The sequence below is a fragment of the Roseateles sp. genome (assembly GCF_039595595.1).
Classification (GTDB): Bacteria; Pseudomonadota; Gammaproteobacteria; order Burkholderiales; family Burkholderiaceae_C; genus Roseateles.
Genome location: NZ_JBCNLG010000022.1, coordinates 1 through 21,520, shown reverse-complemented (window position 1 = coordinate 21,520; position 21,520 = coordinate 1). Strand labels below are relative to the sequence as shown.

15 protein-coding genes are annotated in these 21,520 nt (G+C 69.8%); 4 read left to right on the top strand and 11 right to left on the bottom strand.

What is annotated here, in order from left to right:
* Positions 1-82 precede the first annotated feature (82 nt).
* Positions 83-2,926: an isoleucine--tRNA ligase gene (ileS, locus tag ABDW61_RS20680; protein ID WP_343641388.1), complete on the top strand. Its 2,844-nt coding sequence runs from the start codon at positions 83-85 to the stop codon at positions 2,924-2,926.
* A 26-nt stretch (positions 2,927-2,952) separates the two neighbouring features.
* On the opposite strand, the gene ABDW61_RS20675 is transcribed toward ileS, so the two are convergent.
* The 9 genes from ABDW61_RS20675 to ABDW61_RS20635 form a co-directional block, all read right to left on the bottom strand.
* On the bottom strand, positions 2,953-4,725 hold the full coding sequence (locus ABDW61_RS20675; RefSeq protein WP_343641386.1) for a trypsin-like serine protease: 1,773 nt from the start codon (positions 4,723-4,725) through the stop codon (positions 2,953-2,955).
* Positions 4,726-4,871: 146 nt separating this feature from the next.
* Complete coding sequence (locus ABDW61_RS20670; RefSeq protein WP_343641384.1) at positions 4,872-5,714, bottom strand: TIM barrel protein; 843 nt, start codon at positions 5,712-5,714, stop codon at positions 4,872-4,874.
* A 15-nt stretch (positions 5,715-5,729) separates the two neighbouring features.
* Positions 5,730-7,664 (bottom strand): hypothetical protein, encoded by a 1,935-nt coding sequence (locus ABDW61_RS20665; protein ID WP_343641382.1) that lies wholly within the window; start codon positions 7,662-7,664, stop codon positions 5,730-5,732.
* A 104-nt stretch (positions 7,665-7,768) separates the two neighbouring features.
* A complete protein-coding gene (locus ABDW61_RS20660) occupies positions 7,769-9,694 on the bottom strand; it encodes a hypothetical protein (RefSeq protein ID WP_343641380.1) in 1,926 nt (641 codons plus the stop codon).
* 207 nt (positions 9,695-9,901) lie between these two features.
* A complete protein-coding gene (locus tag ABDW61_RS20655) occupies positions 9,902-10,138 on the bottom strand; it encodes a YbdD/YjiX family protein (protein WP_343641379.1) in 237 nt (78 codons plus the stop codon).
* Positions 10,131-12,209 (bottom strand): carbon starvation CstA family protein, encoded by a 2,079-nt coding sequence (locus ABDW61_RS20650; protein ID WP_343641378.1) that lies wholly within the window; start codon positions 12,207-12,209, stop codon positions 10,131-10,133. Before ABDW61_RS20650 ends, ABDW61_RS20655 begins: the two co-directional genes overlap by 8 nt.
* Before the next feature lie 144 nt (positions 12,210-12,353).
* Positions 12,354-13,430, bottom strand: coding sequence for a hypothetical protein (locus ABDW61_RS20645; protein WP_343641377.1), 1,077 nt, complete (start codon positions 13,428-13,430; stop codon positions 12,354-12,356).
* 197 nt (positions 13,431-13,627) lie between these two features.
* The gene (locus ABDW61_RS20640) at positions 13,628-14,320 is read right to left on the bottom strand and encodes a response regulator transcription factor (protein ID WP_343641375.1); all 693 of its coding nucleotides are present in this window, start codon (positions 14,318-14,320) and stop codon (positions 13,628-13,630) included.
* Positions 14,317-15,735 carry a cache domain-containing protein gene (locus tag ABDW61_RS20635; RefSeq protein ID WP_343641374.1) on the bottom strand — a complete coding sequence of 473 codons (1,419 nt, stop codon included), beginning with the start codon at positions 15,733-15,735 and terminating at the stop codon, positions 14,317-14,319. The genes ABDW61_RS20640 and ABDW61_RS20635 overlap by 4 nt, the downstream gene beginning before the upstream one ends.
* 79 nt (positions 15,736-15,814) lie before the next feature.
* On the opposite strand from ABDW61_RS20635, the gene lspA reads away from it, so the two are divergent.
* Together lspA and ABDW61_RS20625 are read left to right on the top strand one after the other, a co-directional pair.
* Positions 15,815-16,312 (top strand): signal peptidase II, encoded by a 498-nt coding sequence (gene lspA / locus ABDW61_RS20630; protein ID WP_343641372.1) that lies wholly within the window; start codon positions 15,815-15,817, stop codon positions 16,310-16,312.
* Positions 16,313-16,576: 264 nt separating this feature from the next.
* Positions 16,577-18,325 carry an ATP-binding protein gene (locus ABDW61_RS20625; protein ID WP_343641371.1) on the top strand — a complete coding sequence of 583 codons (1,749 nt, stop codon included), beginning with the start codon at positions 16,577-16,579 and terminating at the stop codon, positions 18,323-18,325.
* On the opposite strand, the gene ABDW61_RS20620 is transcribed toward ABDW61_RS20625, so the two are convergent.
* Complete coding sequence (locus tag ABDW61_RS20620; protein WP_343641370.1) at positions 18,305-19,288, bottom strand: quinone oxidoreductase; 984 nt, start codon at positions 19,286-19,288, stop codon at positions 18,305-18,307. The two genes, ABDW61_RS20625 and ABDW61_RS20620, sit on opposite strands and share 21 nt — an antisense overlap.
* Before the next feature lie 95 nt (positions 19,289-19,383).
* Here ABDW61_RS20620 and ABDW61_RS20615 point away from each other — a divergent pair, with 95 nt between their 5' ends.
* The gene (locus ABDW61_RS20615; RefSeq protein WP_343641368.1) at positions 19,384-20,301 is read left to right on the top strand and encodes a DMT family transporter; all 918 of its coding nucleotides are present in this window, start codon (positions 19,384-19,386) and stop codon (positions 20,299-20,301) included.
* A 143-nt stretch (positions 20,302-20,444) separates the two neighbouring features.
* On the opposite strand, the gene ABDW61_RS20610 is transcribed toward ABDW61_RS20615, so the two are convergent.
* A complete protein-coding gene (locus ABDW61_RS20610) occupies positions 20,445-21,233 on the bottom strand; it encodes an SDR family oxidoreductase (protein ID WP_343641366.1) in 789 nt (262 codons plus the stop codon).
* Between the last annotated feature and the right edge of the window lie 287 nt (positions 21,234-21,520).

Below are 21,520 nucleotides of genomic sequence, written 5' to 3'. Positions count from 1 at the left end.
CTCCTGGCCGCCTCCGCGCCCTTCTCTTCATGCCTCGCCGCCCCGCGCACGCCGGGGTCCGCCCTCTTCGATTGCCCCCGCCATGACCGACACGTCCAAGCCCGACTACCGCTCGACGCTCAACCTGCCCGATACCGCGTTCCCAATGCGCGGCGACCTGCCCAAGCGCGAGCCGGGCTGGGTCAAGGAATGGGAGGACCAGGGCATCTACCAGCGGCTGCGCGTCTCGCGCCAGGGCAAGCCCAAGTTCGTGCTGCACGATGGCCCGCCCTACGCCAACGGCCAGATCCACATGGGCCACGCGGTCAACAAGATCCTGAAGGACATGATCGTCAAGGCGCGCCAGCTCGAGGGCTTCGACGCCGCCTACATCCCGGGCTGGGACTGCCATGGCCTGCCGATCGAGAACCAGATCGAGAAGACCTTCGGCCGCGGCCTGCCGCGCGACGAGGTCCAGGCCAAGAGCCGCAAGTACGCCGGCGAACAGATCGACCAGCAGCGCGCCGACTTCAAGCGCCTGGGCGTGCTGGGCGACTGGGACCACCCCTACCGCACGATGGACTTCAAGAACGAGGCCGGCGAGATCCGCGTGCTCAAGCGCCTGTTCGAGCGCGGCTTCGTGTACCGCGGCCTCAAGCCGGTGTACTGGTGCTTCGACTGCGGCTCCTCGCTGGCCGAGTTCGAGATCGAGTACGCCGACAAGGACTCCCCGGCCGTGGACGTGGCCTTCCTGAGCGCCGAGCCGGACAAGCTGGCGGCAGCCTTCGGCCTGCCGAAGCTGGACAAGGAGGCGTTCACCGTCATCTGGACGACCACGCCCTGGACCATCCCCGCCAACCAGGCGCTGAACCTGAACCCGGAGCTCCCGTACGCGCTGGTCGACACCGAGCGCGGCTACTTCGTCGTGGCCGAGGCGCTGGTCGAGAAGTGCCTGGCGCGCTGGGGCATCGAGGGCCGGCAGGTCGCCGTCACGCCGGGCAAGTCGCTCGAGCTGCTGAAGTTCAAGCATCCGCTGGCGCACGTTCATCCGGGCTTTGACCGCGAGAGCCCGGTCTACCTGGCCGACTACGCCACCGCCGACGACGGCACCGGCGTGGTCCACTCGGCGCCGGCCTACGGCGTGGACGACTTCAACTCGTGCATGGCGCACGGGATGACGTTCAAGGACATCAAGAACCCGGTGCAGGGCAACGGCGTCTACGAGGCCGAACTGCCGCTGTTCGGCGGCCAGCACATCTGGAAGGCCAATCCGGTGATCGCCGCGGCGCTGCAGGACGCCGGCCGCCTGATGGCGCAGAGCAAGATCAAGCACAGCTACCCGCACTGCTGGCGCCACAAGAGCCCGGTGATCTACCGCGCCGCGGCGCAGTGGTTCGTCCGCATGGATGAAGGCGACGGCGTGTTCACCGTCGACAAGGCCGACAAGACGCTGCGCCAGCTGGCGCTGGACGCGATCGAGCAGACCAGCTTCTATCCGGAGAACGGCCGGACACGCCTGCACGACATGATCGCGGGCCGTCCCGACTGGTGCATCTCGCGCCAGCGCAGCTGGGGCGTGCCGCTGCCGATCTTCCTGCACAAGGACAGCGGCCAGCCGCATCCGAAGACGCTGGAGTTCATCGAGCGCGCCGCGCAGCTGGTCGAGGCCGGTGGCATCGAGGCCTGGTCCAAGCTCGACCCGGCCGAGTGGCTGGGCGCCGAGGCCGAGCAGTACTCGAAGGGCCAGGACATCCTGGACGTGTGGTTCGACTCGGGCTCCACCTTCCAGCACGTGCTCAAGGGCTCGCACGCCGGCGCGGCGCACGAGACCGGCCCGGAGGCCGACCTCTATCTCGAAGGCCATGACCAGCATCGCGGCTGGTTCCACTCGTCGCTGCTGATCTCGTGCGCGATCAACGGCCGCGCGCCCTATCGCGGCCTGCTCACCCACGGCTTCACCGTGGACAGCCAGGGCCGCAAGATGAGCAAGTCGCTGGGCAACGGCGTCGACCCGCAGGAGACCAGCAAGTCGCTGGGCGCCGAGATCATCCGGCTGTGGGTGGCGGCGTCGGACTACTCGGGCGACATCGCCGGCGACAAGAAGATCCTGGACCGCGTCGTGGACGGCTACCGCCGCATCCGCAACACGCTGCGCTTCCTGCTGGCCAACACCTCGGACTTCGACGCGGCCGCGGACGCGGTGCCGCTGGACCAGTTGCTGGAGGCCGACCGCTACGCGCTGGCGCGCGCCGCGCAGTTCCAGCAGGAGATCCTGGCGCACTACCAGCGCTACGAGTTCCACCCGGTGGTGGCCAAGCTGCAGGTGTACTGCTCGGAGGACCTGGGCGCGTTCTATCTCGACGTGCTGAAGGACCGGCTGTACACGACCGCGCCGAAGTCGCTGGCGCGCCGCTCGGCGCAGACGGCGCTGTGGCACATCACGCACGCGATGCTGCGCTGGATGGCGCCGTTCCTGAGCTTCACCGCCGAGGAGGCGTGGAAGGTCTTCGCCGGCAAGCAGCCGGGCGAGACCATCTTCACCGAGACCTACTGGTCCTTCGGCGTCGCGCATGACGACGGCCTGATCGCGAAGTGGAACCGCATCCACGAGATCCGCGATGCGGTGAACAAGGCGATCGAGGCGGTGCGCTCGGAAGGCCGCATCGGCGCGTCGCTGCAGGCCGAGGTGGCGCTGGGCCTGAACGCCGAGGACCTGGCGCTGCTGGGCAGTTTGGGCGACGACCTGAAGTTCGTGCTGATCACCTCGGCCGCCAGCGTCGCGCTGGCGCCGGAGCTCAGCATCACGGTGACGCCATCGGAGCACCAGAAGTGCGAGCGCTGCTGGCACTACCGCGCGGACGTCGGCATCAACCCGGCGCATCCGACGATCTGCGGCCGCTGCGACAGCAACCTCCACGGCGAAGGCGAGCAGCGCTCGATCGCCTGATCGCTTGATTGCTCACTGGCGGTGACTCACCGCCCGCCCCCCTCGAGCGTGTCCAGCTCGACGTCGAGTTCGATCAACTGCTCGAAGGCGGGGTCCATCCAGGCCCGCGCCTGGAGCAGCAGCCGGCCGCGATGCAGGCCGGCGGGCAGGCCGGGGTTGTCCTGTGCGTGAAAGCTCACCGTGACCGGTCCCGCCACGGCCCGCTGACAGGTGATGCCATCCTCCATGCGCGTCGACCGGCCGCCGCACCGCGGATCGCGCTCGGCGCGCAGTTGGATCTGGCGCTCGATCCCGGTCACGGCGTCATGCACCGCCACCTCGATCCGGCTGGGGCCCGGACTGCCGCTCCAGACACCGGTGCGCGGCCCTTGCGCTCCGTCCTGCGCGGGCACCGTGTAGTAGACGGTGCCCTGCGACGCCCGCTCCGCGACATTGGGCGAGCGATACGCCGTCCCGGCGGTCACGCGTCCTCTGAGCAGATGACGGATGTCCAGATGCAGCGTCAGCCGTTCCTGCCGCGATCGGTCCATGCCGGCCAGGACCTCGACATCGAAGCGGCCGGTGTAGATCCCCGGCTTCAGGAGCGGGTTGTCGGCCGGCAGGAACGCCACCGTCAGCCGATTGCTGCGCGCGTCGGCACAGGGGGCCGCGTCCTCCATGGCGGACTGCCGGCAATCGCTGTCGCGGTGGGCGCGAAGCCGGATCCCGGCCAACGCGCCCGTACGGGCCTCCCTCGCCTGCACGACGATCCTGCTGTCTCCCGCCGTGCCGGACCACTGGCTCACGGCGGGCCCGGTCACGCCCGGCTGCGCGGGAACGACGAAATGGACGCTGGATCCGGACGGGTCGCGCGCATGGTTCCTGGACACGAAGGGGCTGGACGCGGTGACCGCCATGCGCTCCGAATGCAGCACCGCGCCGGGGAAGACGCGGTGGATCCAGGCCGCATGGCGAGGCAGGTGGGAGCCGAACGCCTCGGGGCTCCGCACCTTGGCGGGGTCGTAGGCGGCGGAAGAAATGGCCGACACCTCCCAATAGCCCCGCCATGATCGCCACCACGCGGATCCGCTGTCGCCGGGCTTCAGCAATGCCCATGACGGGCTGGCAGCCACGGGTTCGAACTGCGTGGCGACAAGCGCCCGTTCCGCAAAGAGGAATCTCATGACCGCGGCTTCACCGGTGATCCGCTTCTGCGGCATGGGCAGTGCCCTGTGAGCCCTTCCCACGCCCGTATGGCCGTATCCGACGAAGTGGACGGTTTCCCCCGCTGAAAGAGCCTGTTCGCCGAGGGTGGGCCGCTCCAGCGGTTTGCCGCGCTGATCGACCGGCGTGCTCACGCGCGGCAATCTCAGCACGGCGACATCGTCGACGCAGCGCCAGACGCCGGGGTCGTCCTGCGGCTCTGGCGGCACGAAAGCCAGCCCATCGCCCTCGGCGACGACCTGCCCGCGCCAGTCCTGGAAGGAGCGGCGGTTGACGACCGCTCGGCCACTGGACGAGGAGAGGCAGTGCGCCGCTGTCAGCAGGTAGGTGTGCGGCCCGTCCTCGCCCAGCCAGGTCGCCGTGCATCCCGAGAGGCGGCCCACCGGCAGGAACTGATCGGCCAGACTGCGTTGATGCAGGAGGTCGGCGACCCGGGGAAAGGTCGCATCCAGCGCGGCCAGATTGCCGCCAAGCTCGATGAACTTCGATTCGCTGATGGCCACCGCCCGGGCGGCGAGCGGCACGAGCAGGACACCGAGGGACAGGACCATCACGCTCGCTCGCGAGCGGGTGGCATGGGGCTTCTTCGACGGCAAGACAACTCCAGATCAGGAAGGGATCGGGATGTTGCGAGCACAGGCGAAGGGTTGCCATTGACCGGATTTGCGCGCGGTGACCAGCCGCTGACTGACGCGCTGGCCACCGATGACGGATGCAAGTCAGCCGGCAATGCCGGCGTACGTCAAGCGGATGGCTCCGGCCGCCGCGCTGCGCGGCATTCATCGACCCGCATCCATCCCAGTCCGGCACTCGTGCCTCCGGGCGCAAGCCCCAGGCGCGGCCGGTATTCGCAACCGACCCAGCCATCCCAGCCGGTGGACGCGGTGATCTCGTCAATGGCGGCGAGCGCCACCCGCCAGTCGAACGTGCCGACATCCGGCTCGTGCCGGTCCGGCACACCGGCAATCTGCAGATGTCCGACGCGGCCGGTGGGCAGGTGACGCCTCACCTGCGCGACGACGTCCCCCTCCACACGGCCGCAGTGGTACAGGTCCATCTGGACCATCAGGTTCGCGGCGCCGATGCGCTCGACGATCTGGTGCGCCTCGTCCTGGCGCTGCAGGAGGTAGCCCGGCATGTCGAAGGGATTGATGGGCTCGATCATCAACGCGATGCCCGCGCACTGCGCCTGCTCCGCCGCCCAGCGCAGCCGCGCCTCGTAGCGTTCGATCGCCGCTTCGCGATCGGCACCGGCCGGCAGCAGACCCGCGAGCACATGCACCCGCGGCGATGCCACCTCCGCCGCATACGCGAGCGCCCGCTCGATCGAATCGCGGAAATCAGCCTCCCGGCCCGCGAGCGAGGCCAGCCCCCGCTCACCCGCGGCCCAGTCCCCCGCCGGGGCGTTGATCAGCGCCACGCGCAAACCCTCACCCCGCGCACGCGCGCGGAACTCGGCCACCGGCATACCCTCGGGGAACATGCACTCCACCCCCTCGAATCCGTCGCGCGCAGCAGCGGCGAAACGATCGAGGAACGGCAGATCGGGGTAGAGGAAGCTCAGGTTGGCGGCGAAGCGAGGCATGCCTCAATTCTTGCCTTACCTGTGCGCGGGCTGCGTCCCTCTTGTCGGATCGAAACCGACGAAGCGGCGAAGGTGACTGAGGAGGTTCTCCCCGGCGAAGAGCGTTTCGATGTTCACGTCGACCTGCAGGAGTTCCGGCTCTGACGTCCCCTGGATGGCCTGGATCCACAACTTTCCGCGATAGAGGCCAGGCCGCAGACCGGGGTTGTCCGCAGGATCGAAGCTGACCTTGAGCAAACTCGCCGCTGGCTCCGCCGAACCGCACGGCCCCGAGTCCTCCATCCGTCGAACGGCTGGAATACCGAACCTCCCGCATGCCAACACGCGTTGCCCACGCAACTTGATCCGTCGATCCTGCTGAAGGACGGCATCCCGGACGGTCAGGTCGATCACGCTGAACTCGCCGTCTCCCTGTTGGGTGGGCGCCGAAGACCCGACGGCCCGTTCCTGGGACGGCCCGACGAAGTGCGGATGGAGCATCGTCGGCAGCGATGAAATGAACGGCTCGGAGCTGGACACCGAGCCTTCGAGGTGGTGGTTCAGCTTCACCCGCACCGTGAAGCGCTCGCTGTACTCGGGAACGTGCCAGCCCTTGGCCTCGACTTCGAACTGGCCGACATAGCGGCCGCGCTTCAGGCCCGGGTTGTCTTCGGGATGAAACGACAGGATGAGGGTTCCTTGCCGTTTGTCGGTCACGCAGCCAACGCCATCCTCCATCCGCACTTTCAAGCCACAGCCCGCGTCGCGCCATCCACGCAACCTGACCTCGTCGCGATGTCCGGTCAATTCGTCGGTGAGGAGCACGCGCAGGGTGCTGTGCGTCTGCGATGCGGACCAGAGCCGTTCAGTCGGACCGCTCGCGCCGTCCTGCGATGGAATCGTGTAGTAGACCGTTCCCTTGCCGACATCCAGCGCGTGATTGCGCGACACGAAAGGCGTCGTCGCGGTCACCGTCAAGCGATCGCTGAAGGTGGCAAGACCGGGATAGAGGTCCTTCGCCCAGGGCAGGAAACGGGACATCCTGGTTCCGTACGACGTGGAGGACATTGGGCCCCAGTCCCGCGCTCCCGGCGTTGCGGTCGAGAAGACGGCCGCCATGCTCCAGTAGCCGCGGGGCGCCTGCCACCCGCCGGATCCGCTGTCGCCGCTCGCCACGCGAGCCCAATCCATCAGCGGCTCCGGATCCGATTTCCTCGGAGAGTCCGCCAGGAAGCCGGTCCTCAGCCTGCGCCCACCGTCACTGTCGATGGGCGGGGCGGCGAGCCCCCATCGGCGCTGCCCTTCGCCCTGCAGTTCCCAAGTCTCCGACGAGCCGTAGCCGACTAAGTGCAGCGGCCAGCCGGACTCATCCTGCCCGTCGTACAGCAGCGGCTGCATCAGACGCTCTCCCTCGCGATCCTTGGGAATTGCAAGCGTCGGCAGCCGCAGCAGCGCGATGTCTGCACGGCGGCCGTCGCCCACGGCCTCAGGGGGGATGAACGCCCAGCCCCATCCTTTGGCGAGCACGCTGCCGTTCCATCCGACGAAAGTCGCGTGGTCGCGCATCGCGGGAGCGGTCTGCGCGCTCAGACAATGGGCTGCAGTCAGCACGTAGGTGTGACCCGCGTTCTCACCAAGCCATGTGGCCGTGCACCAACCCTTTCCTTGGACGTCCAGACGGCCGACTGCCAGGAAGGGCGTCGCAAGGCTCACCCGATGCAGCTGCTCATCGAGGCTGGGCCCGGTGGCCTGCGGCATGCGCTCCTGCGCAAGAGGTCCCAGCAACGCCTCGAACGATCCGTCCTTGAGCTGCTGCTCGAGGAACGGCCGGTCGACGGCAACGCGCTTTTGACGCTTCGCGCGTTCGGTGCCGGCCGGCTCGATCGACGGGTCCGCCGCTCGCGGGGTGGTCAGGAACAAGGAAAGGACCGCGCCCATCAACAGGGCCGGTCCCACAGGCAGTCGCCGCATCGCAACTCCTCAAGGCGGTGAAGGAGCCGCTTGGTTACCGCCAGCGCATGGCGCACCTCAGGCCGGACGGGGACGTCGACGAGGAAAAGCGGCGCTGCCCCCGCTCAGAGCGTGTCCAGATCCACATCCACGCTCAGCCTGTTCTGCTCCGTCCCGGCGCCCGATATGTGGCTGCCGTCCATGTCGAACCGGCCGCGGTAGATGCCCGGCGGCAGATCGGGGTTGTCCTCCTTCACGAAGGCGACCGTCAGGCGGCGTTTCCGGTCCTGCGGCGCGCAAGGCTTGGCTTCGCCGCAGCCCTGCCCCATCTGCGCGCGAAGCTGGATCACGCGCGTGGTCCTGGGCATGTGTCTGCCGAAGGAGTTGGGGCCGTCATGGATCCATTCCGCCTTCTGCCGCAGCACGTCGTGCACGACCACGGCGATGAGGCGGTCCGGCTGTTTCGACTTGGGGGTCGTGCTCACCTCGACGGCTTGCATGACGCCGTCTTGCGCGGGCACGCTGAAGGTGAAGCGGTTGGGCCGCTTCTCCTCGCCCGCCGGCACGATGCCTCGCCGATGCACGGCGCCCTTGTAGTCCCATTCGAACGGTGCCTTCGCCGTGACGCGCCCCAGCGCCCGCGTGGCGATCCGCACGTCGACCCGAAACACGTCGGGATTGAGGAGGTTGATGCATGTCGGATCTGCCGGGCTGGCCGGGGGACAGCCGAACAGGCCCGCGATGTCGAAGGTGCCGATGAACACGCGTCCCGGCGCCAACCCCGGGTTGTCCTCCGGCCAGTAGCTGAGCATCAGCCGGCCGTCTTCCCCTTGCTCGCACCCGGTCGGGTCGTTCATCGCGAGCAGGCCCGCGCAAGGCGTCATCTTCTGTCCACGCAAGCTCAGCCGCGTCGCCACGCCCGACTGCTCATCCTTCACCGCCACCTCGAAGCGGGTGTGCCCAGGCGCGCCAGACCGCATCGGACCGGCCTGCGGCTCCGACGGCACCTTGAAATACACGCCGTGGCGCCGCTCGCCGGAGAGGCCGTCCAGGCTGAAATCGGTGGTGACCAGAGGGCGCCGTTCGGTCAACGGGTACGCGTCTGCCCAGCTGCCATCGAACACATGCAGCGTCCGCCGCGCGATGCGCACGCCCGGAAAAATGCCCTCGATCCAGCGCGCATGAGACGCCACCCGCTCGGTGGCCGTGCGGTCCTTGCCATACCCGTTGGTGACGTCGGTCAGCATCACTTCGGACGCCCTGCGTTCATACCAGCCGCTGCCGTTGTCTCCCTTGGCCGCGCGCGCCCATCGGTCGGCATCCGTCTTGGCGTCATACAGCAGGAGGGAGTCGTGGGGATTGTCATGGATGCTGTGGGCTCCGTCGTCCTGCCTCACGGCGAGGCCGAAGCGGCGCGCGCGCACCGTGTTTGCCTGGCTTCCGACGCCCCCCAGACCGTAACCCACCCCCTCCATCGAGCGATGCGCCTGGTTGGTCTGTCCGTCCGAGTAGCGGTAGGTGTCGCTGATCCGGACCGGCGGCAGCAGCGGCTTGAGGATGTCCAGCGGCTTGTCCGCCGGCCGGGGCATGCGAACCACGGCCATGCGATCGGCCTTGCCGTACCCGGGAAAGAAGATCCTGGCTTCGCCGCTGATCACGGACTTCTCCCGCCAATCGATGAACTCGACCTGCGCGAGACGGGTCTGGGCGTTCACGTCCCGTCCGCTGAGGCAGACCGCTCCGGCGAGAAGGTAGAAGTACGCCTCGTCCTCGCCGAGCCAGGTCGCGTTCGTCTGTTCGCAACCCGGTTCGGCGCTCACGGAGAAGAGCTTGAGCAATCCTGCTGAATGGAAGCGCGGTTTCACGCTTTCCTTGAGCAACTGCTGGTCCACGTGCGCGGACGTGGCCTCGACGTTGGCCAGGTCGCCGCCCCGGCCGGTGAATGCGCCCTCGTTGATGACGATGGCGCGGGCCTGCGTCGCCGCCAGCGCGCAGGGCAGCAAGAGCGCGAGCAGTGGACGGCGCGAGCCGGTGAGGATACGGGCGGGCATGAAGGCTCCGGGAGTGGATGGAGCCAAAAATTCTGGGCAAGGCCCGCCCGCGCCGCCATGACCGGCATGCTCATCCCGGTCAGGGTTGACCACCGATCCGAGGAGCGGGTCGCCTCGTTCCCGCCAGGCCGGTACGGCAGCCTGCCAGGCCGGTGCGGAAACAGCGACGGCCCCGCAGGGCCGTCGTCGATGGTCCGGGCGCGGCCGTCAGCAGCAGCGGCCCGTGCGGGAGCTGTAACGCGCCTCCTGACGCTCTCGGAAGAAGGCCTCGTAGCTCAGGGGCGCCTGCTCCGGATGCGTGCGGGCCATGTGCGCGAGATAGGCGCCGTAGTCGGCGCCGATCAGCTGCTGGCGCACGCCGCGCGCCATGTAGCGGCCCGCCTGCAGCAGCTCGGCGCCCGCCTGCAGGGCAGCCTGCGTCGCCTGCGCGGCCTGCTTAAGCATGGCCGCCCGCCGTCGCGCCCTCGGGCATGCGCTCGAACGGCGTCTCGTGCACCGTCGGGCGGCGCTCGGCACGCGCCTTCAGCACCGCCTTCACGCTGTACACCAGCACGCTGATCACGACGAACATGAACAGCCCGCACAGCGCCGCATCCAGCCGGTCATTGAAGATCACGCGCTCCATCGCGTCCAGGCTCTTCGCCGGCGCCAGCACCTTGCCAGAGGCGAGCGCGTCCGCGTACTTCGACGCGTGCGCCAGGAAACCGACCTTCGGATCGGCGCTGAAGATCTTCTGCCAGCCCGCCGTCATCGTGCACACCAGCAGCCACGCCGCCGGCACGATCGTCGTCCACGCGTAACGGTCCTTCTTCATCTTGAACAGCACCACCGTGCCCAGCAGCAGCGCCACCGCGGCGAGCATCTGGTTGGCAATGCCGAACAGCGGCCACAGCGTGTTGATGCCGCCCAGCGGATCCACCACGCCCTGGTACAGGAAGTAACCCCACGCGGCCACGCACAGACCCGTGGCGATCAGGTTGGCCGGCAGCGACTCCGTGCGCTTGAGCGCCGGCACGAAGGTGCCCAGCAGGTCCTGCAGCATGAAACGGCCCGCGCGCGTGCCCGCATCGACCGCGGTCAGGATGAACAGCGCCTCGAACAGGATCGCGAAGTGGTACCAGAACGCCATCATCGCCTTGCCGCCCACCACCTGATGCAGGATGTGCGCCATGCCCACCGCCAGCGTCGGCGCGCCACCGGCGCGCGCCAGGATGGTGTTCTCGCCGACGTCCTTGGCGGTCTGCACCAGCATCTCCGGCGTGACCACGAAGCCCCAGGTCGACAGCGTCGCCGCGACCGTCTCGGGCGTGCTGCCCACCAGCGCGGCCGGGCTGTTCATCGCGAAGTACACGCCCGGCTCGATGCACGAGGCCGCCACCAGCGCCATCACCGCCACGAAGGATTCGGCCAGCATGCCGCCGTAGCCGATGAAGCGCGCGTTGACCTCGTTGTCCAGCATCTTGGGCGTGGTGCCCGAGCTGATCAGCGCATGGAAGCCCGACACCGCGCCGCAGGCGATGGTGATGAACAGGAAGGGGAACAGGTTGCCCGACCACACCGGACCGTTGCCGGCCGCGAACTGCGTGAACGAGGGCATCTGCATCGGCGGCGCGACGATCACGATGCCCACGGCCAGCGCGATGATGGTGCCGATCTTCAGGAAGGTGGACAGGTAGTCGCGCGGCGCCAGCAGCAGCCACACCGGGATGCAGGCGGCCACGAAGCCGTAGCCGATCAGCATCCAGGTCAGCGCCTTGCCGTCGTAGGTGAACAGCGGCGCCCAGGCCGGGCTCTCATGCACCCACTGGCCGCCGATGATCGCCAGCATCAGCAGCACGAAGCCGATGATGGACACCTCGCCGATGCGGCCCGGACGGATGAAGCGCAGATACACGCCCATGAACAGCGCCACCGGGATCGTCGCCGCCACGGTGAAGGTGCCCCAGGGCGAGCCCGCCAGCGCCTTCACCACGATCAGCGCCAGCACCGCCAGGATGATGATCATGATCATGAAGGCGCCGAACAGCGCGATCACGCCGGGCACCGTGCCCATCTCCTGCTTGACCAGGTCGCCCAGCGAGCGGCCGTCGCGGCGCGTGGAGATGAACAGCACGATGAAGTCCTGCACCGCGCCGGCGAAGATCACGCCGGCCAGGATCCACAGCAGCCCAGGGAGGTAGCCCATCTGCGCGGCCAGCACCGGCCCCACCAGCGGGCCGGCACCCGCGATGGCGGCGAAATGGTGGCCGTACAGCACGTACTTGTGGGTGGGAACGAAGTCCAGCCCGTCGTTGTGCTTCCAGGCGGGCGTCTGCCGCGCCGGGTCCAGGCCCAGCACCTTCGTGGCCAGGAACAGGCTGTAGTAGCGGTAGCCGATCAGGTAGACGCAGATCGCCGCGACGACGACCCACAGCGCGCTCACCGCCTCACCGCGCGCCAGCGCCACGGTGGCCAGGGCGAACGCCCCCAGGACTGCCACGCCCGCCCAGGCGAGGTGGCGACTCATGTTCGTCATCGATGTCTCCTTATGGACGCGCCCCGGCGGCATTCGCCGGCCCGGGGTCGCGGGTGCATGTCTTGCAGCCGGCAGTTTCCGTGCCGCCGCGGTTTCCCACATCCGTCGCGCGGACTAGTCCGGCCGCGTGATAGCGCTTAGGGGCTAACCCTGATCGCCCGGCACGGGCGGCGGCGGATCCTCGTCCCGCCAGGCCGAGCTCCGGAGCCCGCGCATGCGGATCAATCCCCCCGCCAGCGCCTGCGCCAGGCTCATGCGGCGGGCGAACAGAGCCCGCACGCATGCCCCTTCCGACGCCGTCTGGTCCTTGACTTCACGCAGCTGTTCCGGGGTCGCCGGATCCACCAGGTGCGGACAGGCCATCTGCCGGCCATGCAGGGTCAGGCGGCCGCTGTGGGTGATCAATGCCGCCAGCGCGGAAGGACTGAATCCCAGCCCATGGGCGATCCGCATGCGCCGATCCGTGCGGGAGAGCCCCGTCCACCAGCGCGGGTTGCTTTGCAGCACCCTCACGACCTCGGGAGGAACGCGATAGTCCCCGGGGCGGGCGGAGTCCGCATGGAGCTGCTGCGCGCTCGCCCGCCGATTCGCCTCCCGCTGTTCCAGCGAAGGCTGCAGCGCGCAGAACCGCCGGACCAGCGGGAACTGCGTGCAGATCGACAGCGCAAGACCGGGACTGCGCAGCAGGTGCTGGCGCAGACGCATGGCCAGGGCGTCGCGCAGGGCGGCACCGTCGGCGCAGCAGCTCGGCACCGTCTGGCCGCAGAGCCCATGAGCGCTCCGGGCCGCCGCGCAGATCAGGTCGAACACCTTCCTCGGCTCCAGGCGCGCGCTGGCTGCCATGACGGGCCAGTCCTGCCCGCCCCGCGTCGCGACATGGCCCCAGCCGACCTCGCATTCCCCCGTGTAGAGCATGGACACCGTGATCCAGAGCCGCACCTGCGCCCGTCCCGCGATCGCCGGCAGCACGCGTTGCGCGGCGCTCGACGGCGGTTCACGGTTCAGCCGCTGGCAAGTGACAAGCACCTCGCAGGCGGCGGGAATGGCCGCCATCGCGCGCAGCTCGGCCATGAGCCGGATCAGAAAGCACCCGTGCCGCATGGGGTCCCTGGAGCCGAGCCAGGCCTCGTGACACTCGAAGTCCGCGAGCCAGCGCTCGAGCAGGTCAAGCGGCAAGGCCGTCAAGGCGGTGGCGGTGGCGGCGGGCGCGGCCGGCGCCATCGAGGCGCCCGGCGCATCGCCCGGGGCCTCGTCGTCCTCGACAACGATCGGGAAGTGGAAGGAAGCACCAGCGGGAGCAGGCCACATGGTCGAAGGCGCCGGAGCGCGCGAGACGAAGCTGCGCTGCGTGCCGGGGCCCGGGGGCGCGGTTCCCCGCGCGCGGACCGCGCCGGGACCGCGCCGGGACCGCGCCGGGTTTACGACAGGTCCCGGTGCAAACCGCGCGCGTGCTCCACCGCGTAGCGGATCAGCTCGGCCTGGCCCTCGAGCTCGAGCTTGCGCTTGATGTTCTGGCGATGCGTCTCGACGGTGCGCACCGACAGGTCCAGCGCCTTGGCGATCTGCTTGCTCGATTCACCACGCCCGAGCGCCGAGAGGATCTCGCTCTCGCGCGGCGAAAGGATGGGACGCGGCTGCTGGCTGCGGAACATGCGCTTGGACACGCCCGGGCTGAGGAAGGTGCCTCCCGCGGCGACCGCGTCGATGGCCGCGACGATCTCGCCCGCCGGCGCGTCCTTGAGCACGTAGCCGCGGGCACCGGCCTGCAGCGCGCGCTGCACGTACTCGGGGTTGTCGTACATGCTGTACATCAGCACGCGCAGGTCGGGCGCGCGCTCCAGCATCGTCTGCGCGAGCTGGATGCCGTTGTGTCCCTTCAGCCCGACATCCAGCAGCACCACCTGCGGCTGCGTGGCGATCAGCATCACCATCGCCTCCTCCGCGTTGCCGGCCTCGCCGACGACGAGGTAGCGCGCCTCGCCCTGCAGCCGCGAGCGCACGCCCTCGCGCACCAGCGGATGGTCGTCGACCAGCAGCAGGCGCACGGGGGCGGCGCGGTCGGTGCCGTGATCGGTGCCGCGATCAGCTCCGGAGGAGGACTCGGGGTTCATGAGGCGGGATTGTCGCGCGCCAGCCGCCGGATCGCGGCGGCCGGCACGATCGCCTCGATCTGCGTCCCATGGCCGGGGCTGGACTGCAGGTCCAGCGCGCCGTCGACCGAGGCCAGCCGCTCGCGCATGTTGCGCAGGCCGATGCCCAGGTGCGGATCGGCCCGCTCGGCGTCGTCGGGATCGAAGCCGGCGCCGTCATCCAGCACGCGCAGCAGCACGCCGCCGGGCTCGCCCTTCGGGTCCGGGGGCGCGAATTCGAGCGACATCTCCACGCGCGCCGCGCCCGCGTGCTTGGCGACGTTGGTCAGCGCCTCCTGCGCGACGCGGAACAGCACCGTGTTGAGCAGCTCCGGCAGCTCGCGCGGCTGGCCGGCCACGCGCAGCGACACGGGCACCGCGCCGCCCTCGTCGAACTCGCGCGCCAGGTGCTCCAGCGCGGCCGGCAGGCCCAGCGTGTCCAGCAGCGCGGGCCGCAGCCGGTGCGACAGCCGCCGCACCTCGGTGAGGCTGTCGTTCAGCCGCTCCAGCGCGCGCGGCAGCAGCGTGGTCGCGCCGCTCTGCTGCGCGGATTCGATCAGCAGCTTGGTCGAGACCAGCGTCTGGCTGACCCCGTCATGCAGCTCGCGCGAGAGGTGCGCGCGCTCGTCCTCCTGCGAGCGCACGACCTGATGCGCCAGCGCGCGCAGCCTGGCCTCGGCCTGGCGGTGCTCGCTCAGGTTCAGCGCCAGCGCGCAGGCGCTGATCAGCGCCACGCCGAAGACCGCGATCGCCGCGATGCCCCACATCGTGCGGGCGATGTTGGCCTGGGCCTCGCGATCGAGCTGCTCCAGCGTCGCCCGGATGCCGTCCAGGTAGAGCCCGGTGCCAAGCATCCAGTTCCAGCGCTCCATCGCCACGACGTAGCCGAGCTTGGGCGCCATCTCGCCGCTGGAGGGCTTGCGCCAGAGGTAGTCGACATAGCCGCCGCCGGCCTTGGCCTGCGCGATCAGCTGCTGGATCGTCGGCCGCCCGAGCGGATCGCGCAGTTCCCACAGGTCGCGGCCGATCAGGCTGGGCTGGCGCGAGTGCATCAGCACCCGGCCCTGCAGGTCGTAGACGAAGAAGTAGCCGTCCTCGCCGTAGTCCAGCGAGGACAGCAGCCGCAGCGCCTCGCGCTTGTCGCGCTCGACGTCGGCGGCGCTGCCCTGCGCGGCCAGGCCCGGCGCGCGCTGGTACAGCGGCTGCAGCGTGCTGACGGCCAGCTCGACGTAATGGCGCAGCTCGTCGCGGCGCGCGTCCATGTAGGCGCGCTGCACGGCGGCGTGCTCGCGCGCAAGCAGCTCCCGCTCCTGCTGGCGCACCGCCACCGCGATCAGCAGCAGCGAGGCGACCAGCGGCAGCAGCGCCAGCAACAGGATCTTGAGGCGGAGTCTCATGCGACCCGCACTCTAGCCGCACGGCGAGGGCCCGCCCGGCGCTACAGTTGCGGGTTTCGCCCGCTTCCCGCCCGCCGCCATGGCCACCAAGACCCCGTCCTCGTCGAACAACCGCCTGATCCAGTGGCTGGCCATCGCCCTGCTGGTCATCGTGGCCGATCAGTTCACCAAGGTGCTGATCCTGCACAGCTTCCAGTACGGGGACAGCCACTACGTGCTGCCCTTCTTCAACCTGGTGCGGGTGCACAACACCGGCGCGGCCTTCAGCTTCCTGGCGGGCGCCTCGGGCTGGCAGCGCTGGTTCTTCGTCGCGCTGGGCGCGGCGGCGACGATCTTCATCGTCTGGCTGCTGCGCCGCCACGGCCATCAGACGCAGTTCGCCTGGGCGCTCAGCCTGATCCTGGGCGGCGCGGTGGGCAACGTCGTGGACCGCCTGCTGCACGGCTACGTGGTCGACTTCATCCAGCTGCACTGGGCCGGCTGGTACTACCCGTCCTTCAACATCGCCGACAGCGCCATCACCATCGGCGCCGTCCTGCTGATCTGGGACGAGCTGCGCCGCGTCAAGCGCGGCTGAGAGCGGCTGAGAGCGGCTGAGCGCCGCTGAATGGCCCGCCTTCCGCCCTCCGACCGAGGGTTCCTCCGGAGAAACGAGGCTGGCGTCTTCGCGCCCGTCTGCGTAGCCTTGCCTGCAGGAAGGGAACACCGTCACGCCGCGGCGCGAGGGCTGCCACGCCCGCGCTGCCGACGTGACGAAGTGGACAGCGCGCGCATGGACACGCCGTGGCCCACGGCGACAATCCGCTGCGACCCAACGCAACCAGAACAGGGCCTCGCCCCCATGCTCGACTTCTCCTGCCTGACCCACTATGACTGGCTCGATGTGCCCATGTGGGTCTACGACCAGGAGCGTCAGCGCAACCTCTGGGCGAATGCCGCCGCGCTGAGCTTCTGGCGCGCGGACAGCGCGGAGGAGTTCCTCTCCCGCGATCTCAGCGACATGAGCCCCTCGGTGGCCGAGCGACTGGCGGTGACCGCCGCCGATCACACGCAGGGCAAGCTGGTGCGCGAGCAATGGACCCTGTACCCCAAGGGCCAGCCGACGACGGTGATGCTGGTCTCGCGCGGGATCCGCACGCCCGACAAGCGCCAGGTCATGCTCTTCGCGGCGGACTCGCTGGTGAGCGGCGTCGACAAGAGCCTGCTGCGCGGCGTCGAGGCGCTGCAGCACACCTCGGTGCGCATCGCCGTGTTCTCGCTGCGCGACGGCAGCGTGCTGATGCGCAATCCGGCTGCGGCGATGTGCTTCAACGGCCTGCGCAAGACCATCGGCGCGACGGACTTCAGCGCCATCTTCCCCGAGCCCGACCTGGCGCGCCGCATCATGGCGCAGGTGCGCGGCGGCCAGACCTTCGGCGCCGAGCTCGAGATCAACACCGCCAACGGCCGACGCTGGCACGCCATCGACGCGCGCCCGATGCGCGACCCGGTCAGCGGCGAAGTCGTGCTGCAGCTCAACGCGCGCGACATCAGCGACTTCAAGGCCACGCAATCGCAGCTCGAGGCCGCGCGCGAGGCCGCCGAGGCGGCCAGCCAGGCCAAGAGCTCCTTCCTGGCCAACATGAGCCACGAGATCCGCACGCCGATGAATGGCGTGCTGGGGCTGACGGAGCTGGTGCTGCAGACCGAGCTCAACGAGCGCCAGCGCAAGTTCATCGAGCTGGCGCACAGCTCGGCCAAGGGGCTGATGGTCATCATCAACGACCTGCTGGACATCGCGAAGATCGAGGCCGGCCGCGTGATCATCGACCAGGCGCCGTTCAGCCTGCACGACTGCCTGCGCGAGGCGCTGCATCCGCTGCTGCTGCAGGCGCACGAGAAGGGCCTGCAGCTGCATGCGCGCGTGCAGCCCGGCGTGCCGCTGCACCTGCTGGGCGACGCGCTGCGGCTGCGCCAGATCCTGGTGAACCTGGTGGGCAATGCGCTCAAGTTCACCGAGACCGGCGAGGTCCGCGTCGACATCCAGCGCATCGATGGCGGCGGCCCGGCCGAGGCCGGCCCGCTGCGGCTGCGCATCGCGGTGCATGACACCGGCATCGGCATGACGCGCGAGCAGATCGCGCAGATCTTCAGCCCCTTCACGCAGGCCGACGGCAGCATCACGCGCCGCTACGGCGGCACCGGCCTGGGCCTGACCATCGTCAAGCGGCTGGTGGAGCTGATGGGCGGCGAGGTGCAGGTCGAGAGCCAGCCCGGCGCGGGTTCCTGCTTCAGCTTCGAGATCCGCGTCTCCCAGCCGCTGGTGCTGGACGAGGTGCTGCGCACCGAGACGGTCGATGTCGATGTCCACGAGTCGGCGCCCGGCGCGCTCGATGGCGCAGGCGCGACGGACTTCGGCGGCGACACGGTGCCGGCGGGGCTGGACGAGCTGCCGCCGCCGCGCCGCATCGTCACCGACGCGGGCGGTCCGGACAGCCGCCTGGGCGAAGGCAGCGCCAACGACGCGCTGCTCGACGCGGAGACGGTGGCCGCCGAGCTCGACGAGCCGCCGCTGCCCGCCTCTGGCGGATCAAACCAGCAGCACGCCTGAGCCGGTGGTGCTGCGGGCTTCCAGCTCGCGATGCGCGCGCTGGACCTCGTCGAACGGATAGCGCTGTTCGACCGCGATCTTCACCGCGCCGCTCTCGACCGCCTTGAACAGATCGCCGGCGATCTCCTGCGTCGCCTCGAGCGAGCTCAGGTGCACGAACAGCGAGGGCCGCGTCAGGTACAGGCCCTTGGCCGAGAGCGCGCCCAGCGCCACCGGCGGCACCGGGCCCGACGCGTTGCCGAAGCTGACCATCAGCCCGAAGGGCCGCAGGCTGGCGAGCGAGCCTTCCCAGGTCGACGCGCCGACCGAGTCGTAGACCACCTTCACGCCCTTGCCGCCGGTGATGGCCTGCACGCGCTCGGCGAAGTTCTGCGTCGAGTAGTTGATCGCATGCGCCGCGCCGTGATCGAGCGCGAGCTGGCATTTCGCATCGCTGCCGGCGGTGGCGATCAGTTGCAGGCCCAGCGCCTTGGCCCACTGGCAGGCGATCAGGCCGACGCCGCCGGCCGCGGCGTGGAAGAGCACGTGATCCCCGGGCTGCAGCCCGCCTTGCGGCAGCGTGCGCCGCAGCAGGTACTGCACGGTCATGCCCTTGAGCATCATCGCGGCGCCCTGCTCGAAGCTGAGGAACTCGGGCAGCCTGACGACGCTGCGCGCCGGCATCACGCGCGCGGTCGCGTAGGCGCCCACCGGCTGGCAGGCATAGGCGGCGCGGTCGCCGGGCTTCAGGTGCGTGACGCCCTCGCCCACCGCCTCCACGATGCCGGCCCCCTCCATGCCCAGCCCCGACGGCATCGGCAGCGGGTAGGCGCCGCTGCGGTGGTAGATGTCGATGTAGTTGAGGCCGCAGGCCGCGTGGCGGATGCGGATCTCGCCGGGGCCGGGATCGCCGACCTCGATCGCCTCGATCGTCAGGACCTCCGGTCCACCTTGGCGCGAGATGCGCACGGCTCTGTCGCTCATCAGGGTTCTCCTCGTGGGGGGATGTCGCTCGCGCGTCGCCCGACGCATCGATCGCGGCTATCGTGCCAGTCTCCTGTTGCGAGCGCTTCGCCCCGATGACCTTGACCCCACGCCTGGCCCTGATGCTGACGCTGCCGCCGCTGCTGTGGGCGGGCAATGCCGTGGTCGGACGCTCGGTGGGGCCGCTGGTGCCGCCGCTGCTGCTCAACGCGATGCGCTGGTCGCTGGCGCTGGCGCTGCTCGTGCTGATCGCGCGGCCGGCGCGGGCGCTGCTGCAAGACCTGGCCCCACTGCGGCGGCGCTGGCGCTACTTCGCGCTGGCCGGGGTGCTGGGCATGGGCTGCTACAACGCGCTGCAGTACCAGGCGCTGCACAGCGCCACGGCGCTCAACGTGACGCTGATCGCGGCCAGCCTGCCGGTCTGGATGCTCAGCATCGGCGCCCTCTTCTACCGCGTGTGGCCGACGCGGCGCCAACTGGCCGGCGCGCTGCTGTCGGTGACGGGCGTGGCGCTGGTGATCTCGCGCGGCGATCCGGAGCGGCTGGCGCGGATCGAGTTCGTGCATGGCGATCTGCTGATGCTGCTGGCCGTGCTCAGCTGGGCCTTCTACAGCTGGCTGCTGGCGCGGCCGCCCGCGCACATGCAAGGCGGGCAGCGCCCGGCCTGGGACTGGGCCGCGCTGCTGACGGCGCAGATGCTGTTCGGGCTGGCGTTCAGCTGGGGCTCGGCGGGCGTGGAGCAGGCGGCCGGCGCCGCGCCGGTGCAATGGGGCTGGCCGCTGGCGGCGGCGCTGGCGTACGTGGCGATCGGGCCGTCGCTGATCGCGTATCGCTGCTGGGGCCTGGGCGTGGCGCAGGCCGGACCGGCGCTGGCGGCGTTCTTCGCCAACCTGACGCCGGTGTTCGCGGCGCTGATGTCGGCCGCGCTGCTGGGCGAATGGCCGGCCTGGTTCCATGGCGCGGCCTTCGCGCTGATCGTGGCGGGGATCGCGGTGTCGGCGGGCCGGCGCTGAGCTGAGCTGAGCTGAGCTGAGCTGAGCTGAGCGCGACCGCGGTGTCGCCGGATCGGCGGCGCCGGTGGCGGCTTTCGCGGTGCCGTCAGGCCGGCGCAGAGGATATCCGGCCTGACTGACTGACGGACCGACGGACGGAGGTCTCAGAAGGTGCCGGGGTAGGCGCCGCCGTCGAGCAGGACATTCTGGCCGGTCAGGTAGCCCGCGTGGGCCGAGCACATCAGCGCGCAGATCGCGCCGAACTCGGCGGCGCTGCCGAAGCGCTGCGCGGGGATCGCGCTCATGCGCTTGGCGCGGACCTCGTCGAGCGGCTGGCCGGACTTCTGCGCGCCGGCGGCCATGGTCTTCTGCAGGCGGTCGGTGTCGAAGGCGCCCGGCAGCAGGTTGTTGATCGTGACGTTGCGGCCGGCGATGCGGGGCTGGCGCGCGATGCCGGCGACGAAGCCGGTCAGGCCGGAGCGGGCGCCGTTGGACAGGCCCAGCACGTCGATCGGCGCCTTCACCGCGCCGGAGGTGATGTTGACGATGCGGCCGAAGCCGCGATCGGCCATCTGGTCGACGGTGGCCTTGATCAGCGCGATCGGGGTCAGCATGTTGGCGTCCAGCGCGGCGAGCCACTGCTCGCGCTCCCAGTCGCGGAAGTCGCCGGGCGGCGGGCCGCCGGCGTTGTTGATCAGGATGTCGATGCGCGGCGCGGCGGCCAGCGCGGCGGCGCGGCCGGCCTCGGTGGTGATGTCGCCGGCGACGGCCACGACCTGCACGGCGGGGTTGAGCGCCCGCAGCTTCGCGGCCTGGGCCTGCAGCGCCTCCTCACCGCGCGCGGTGATCACGACGTTGACGCCCTCCGCGGCCAGCGCCTCGGCGCAGCCGGCGCCGAGCCCCTTCGAAGCCGCGCACACCAGGGCCCACTTGCCCGAAATTCCCAAGTCCATGTCGATCTCCGTGGTCGCATCGATGTTGGCTGCGATTGTGCGCGGCGGGCGCAATCGCGTTGTGCGCGGAGTGACTCCCGCGTCAGGGCTTCGGCTCCCGACCTTCGGCATCAATCGCAACGAACCTCCGCCGAGAACTCCCTCGCCCCGCCTGCGGGGATGTATGGACCGGGGACATAGGTAACAGGTGTGCCAGGACATGGGTAACAGGTCCAATCCAGGTTAGTCAGCCTGGCACAAGTCGATCGTGCGCACTTTGTGATGGCAGAAGTAGACGTCGAAGCTGC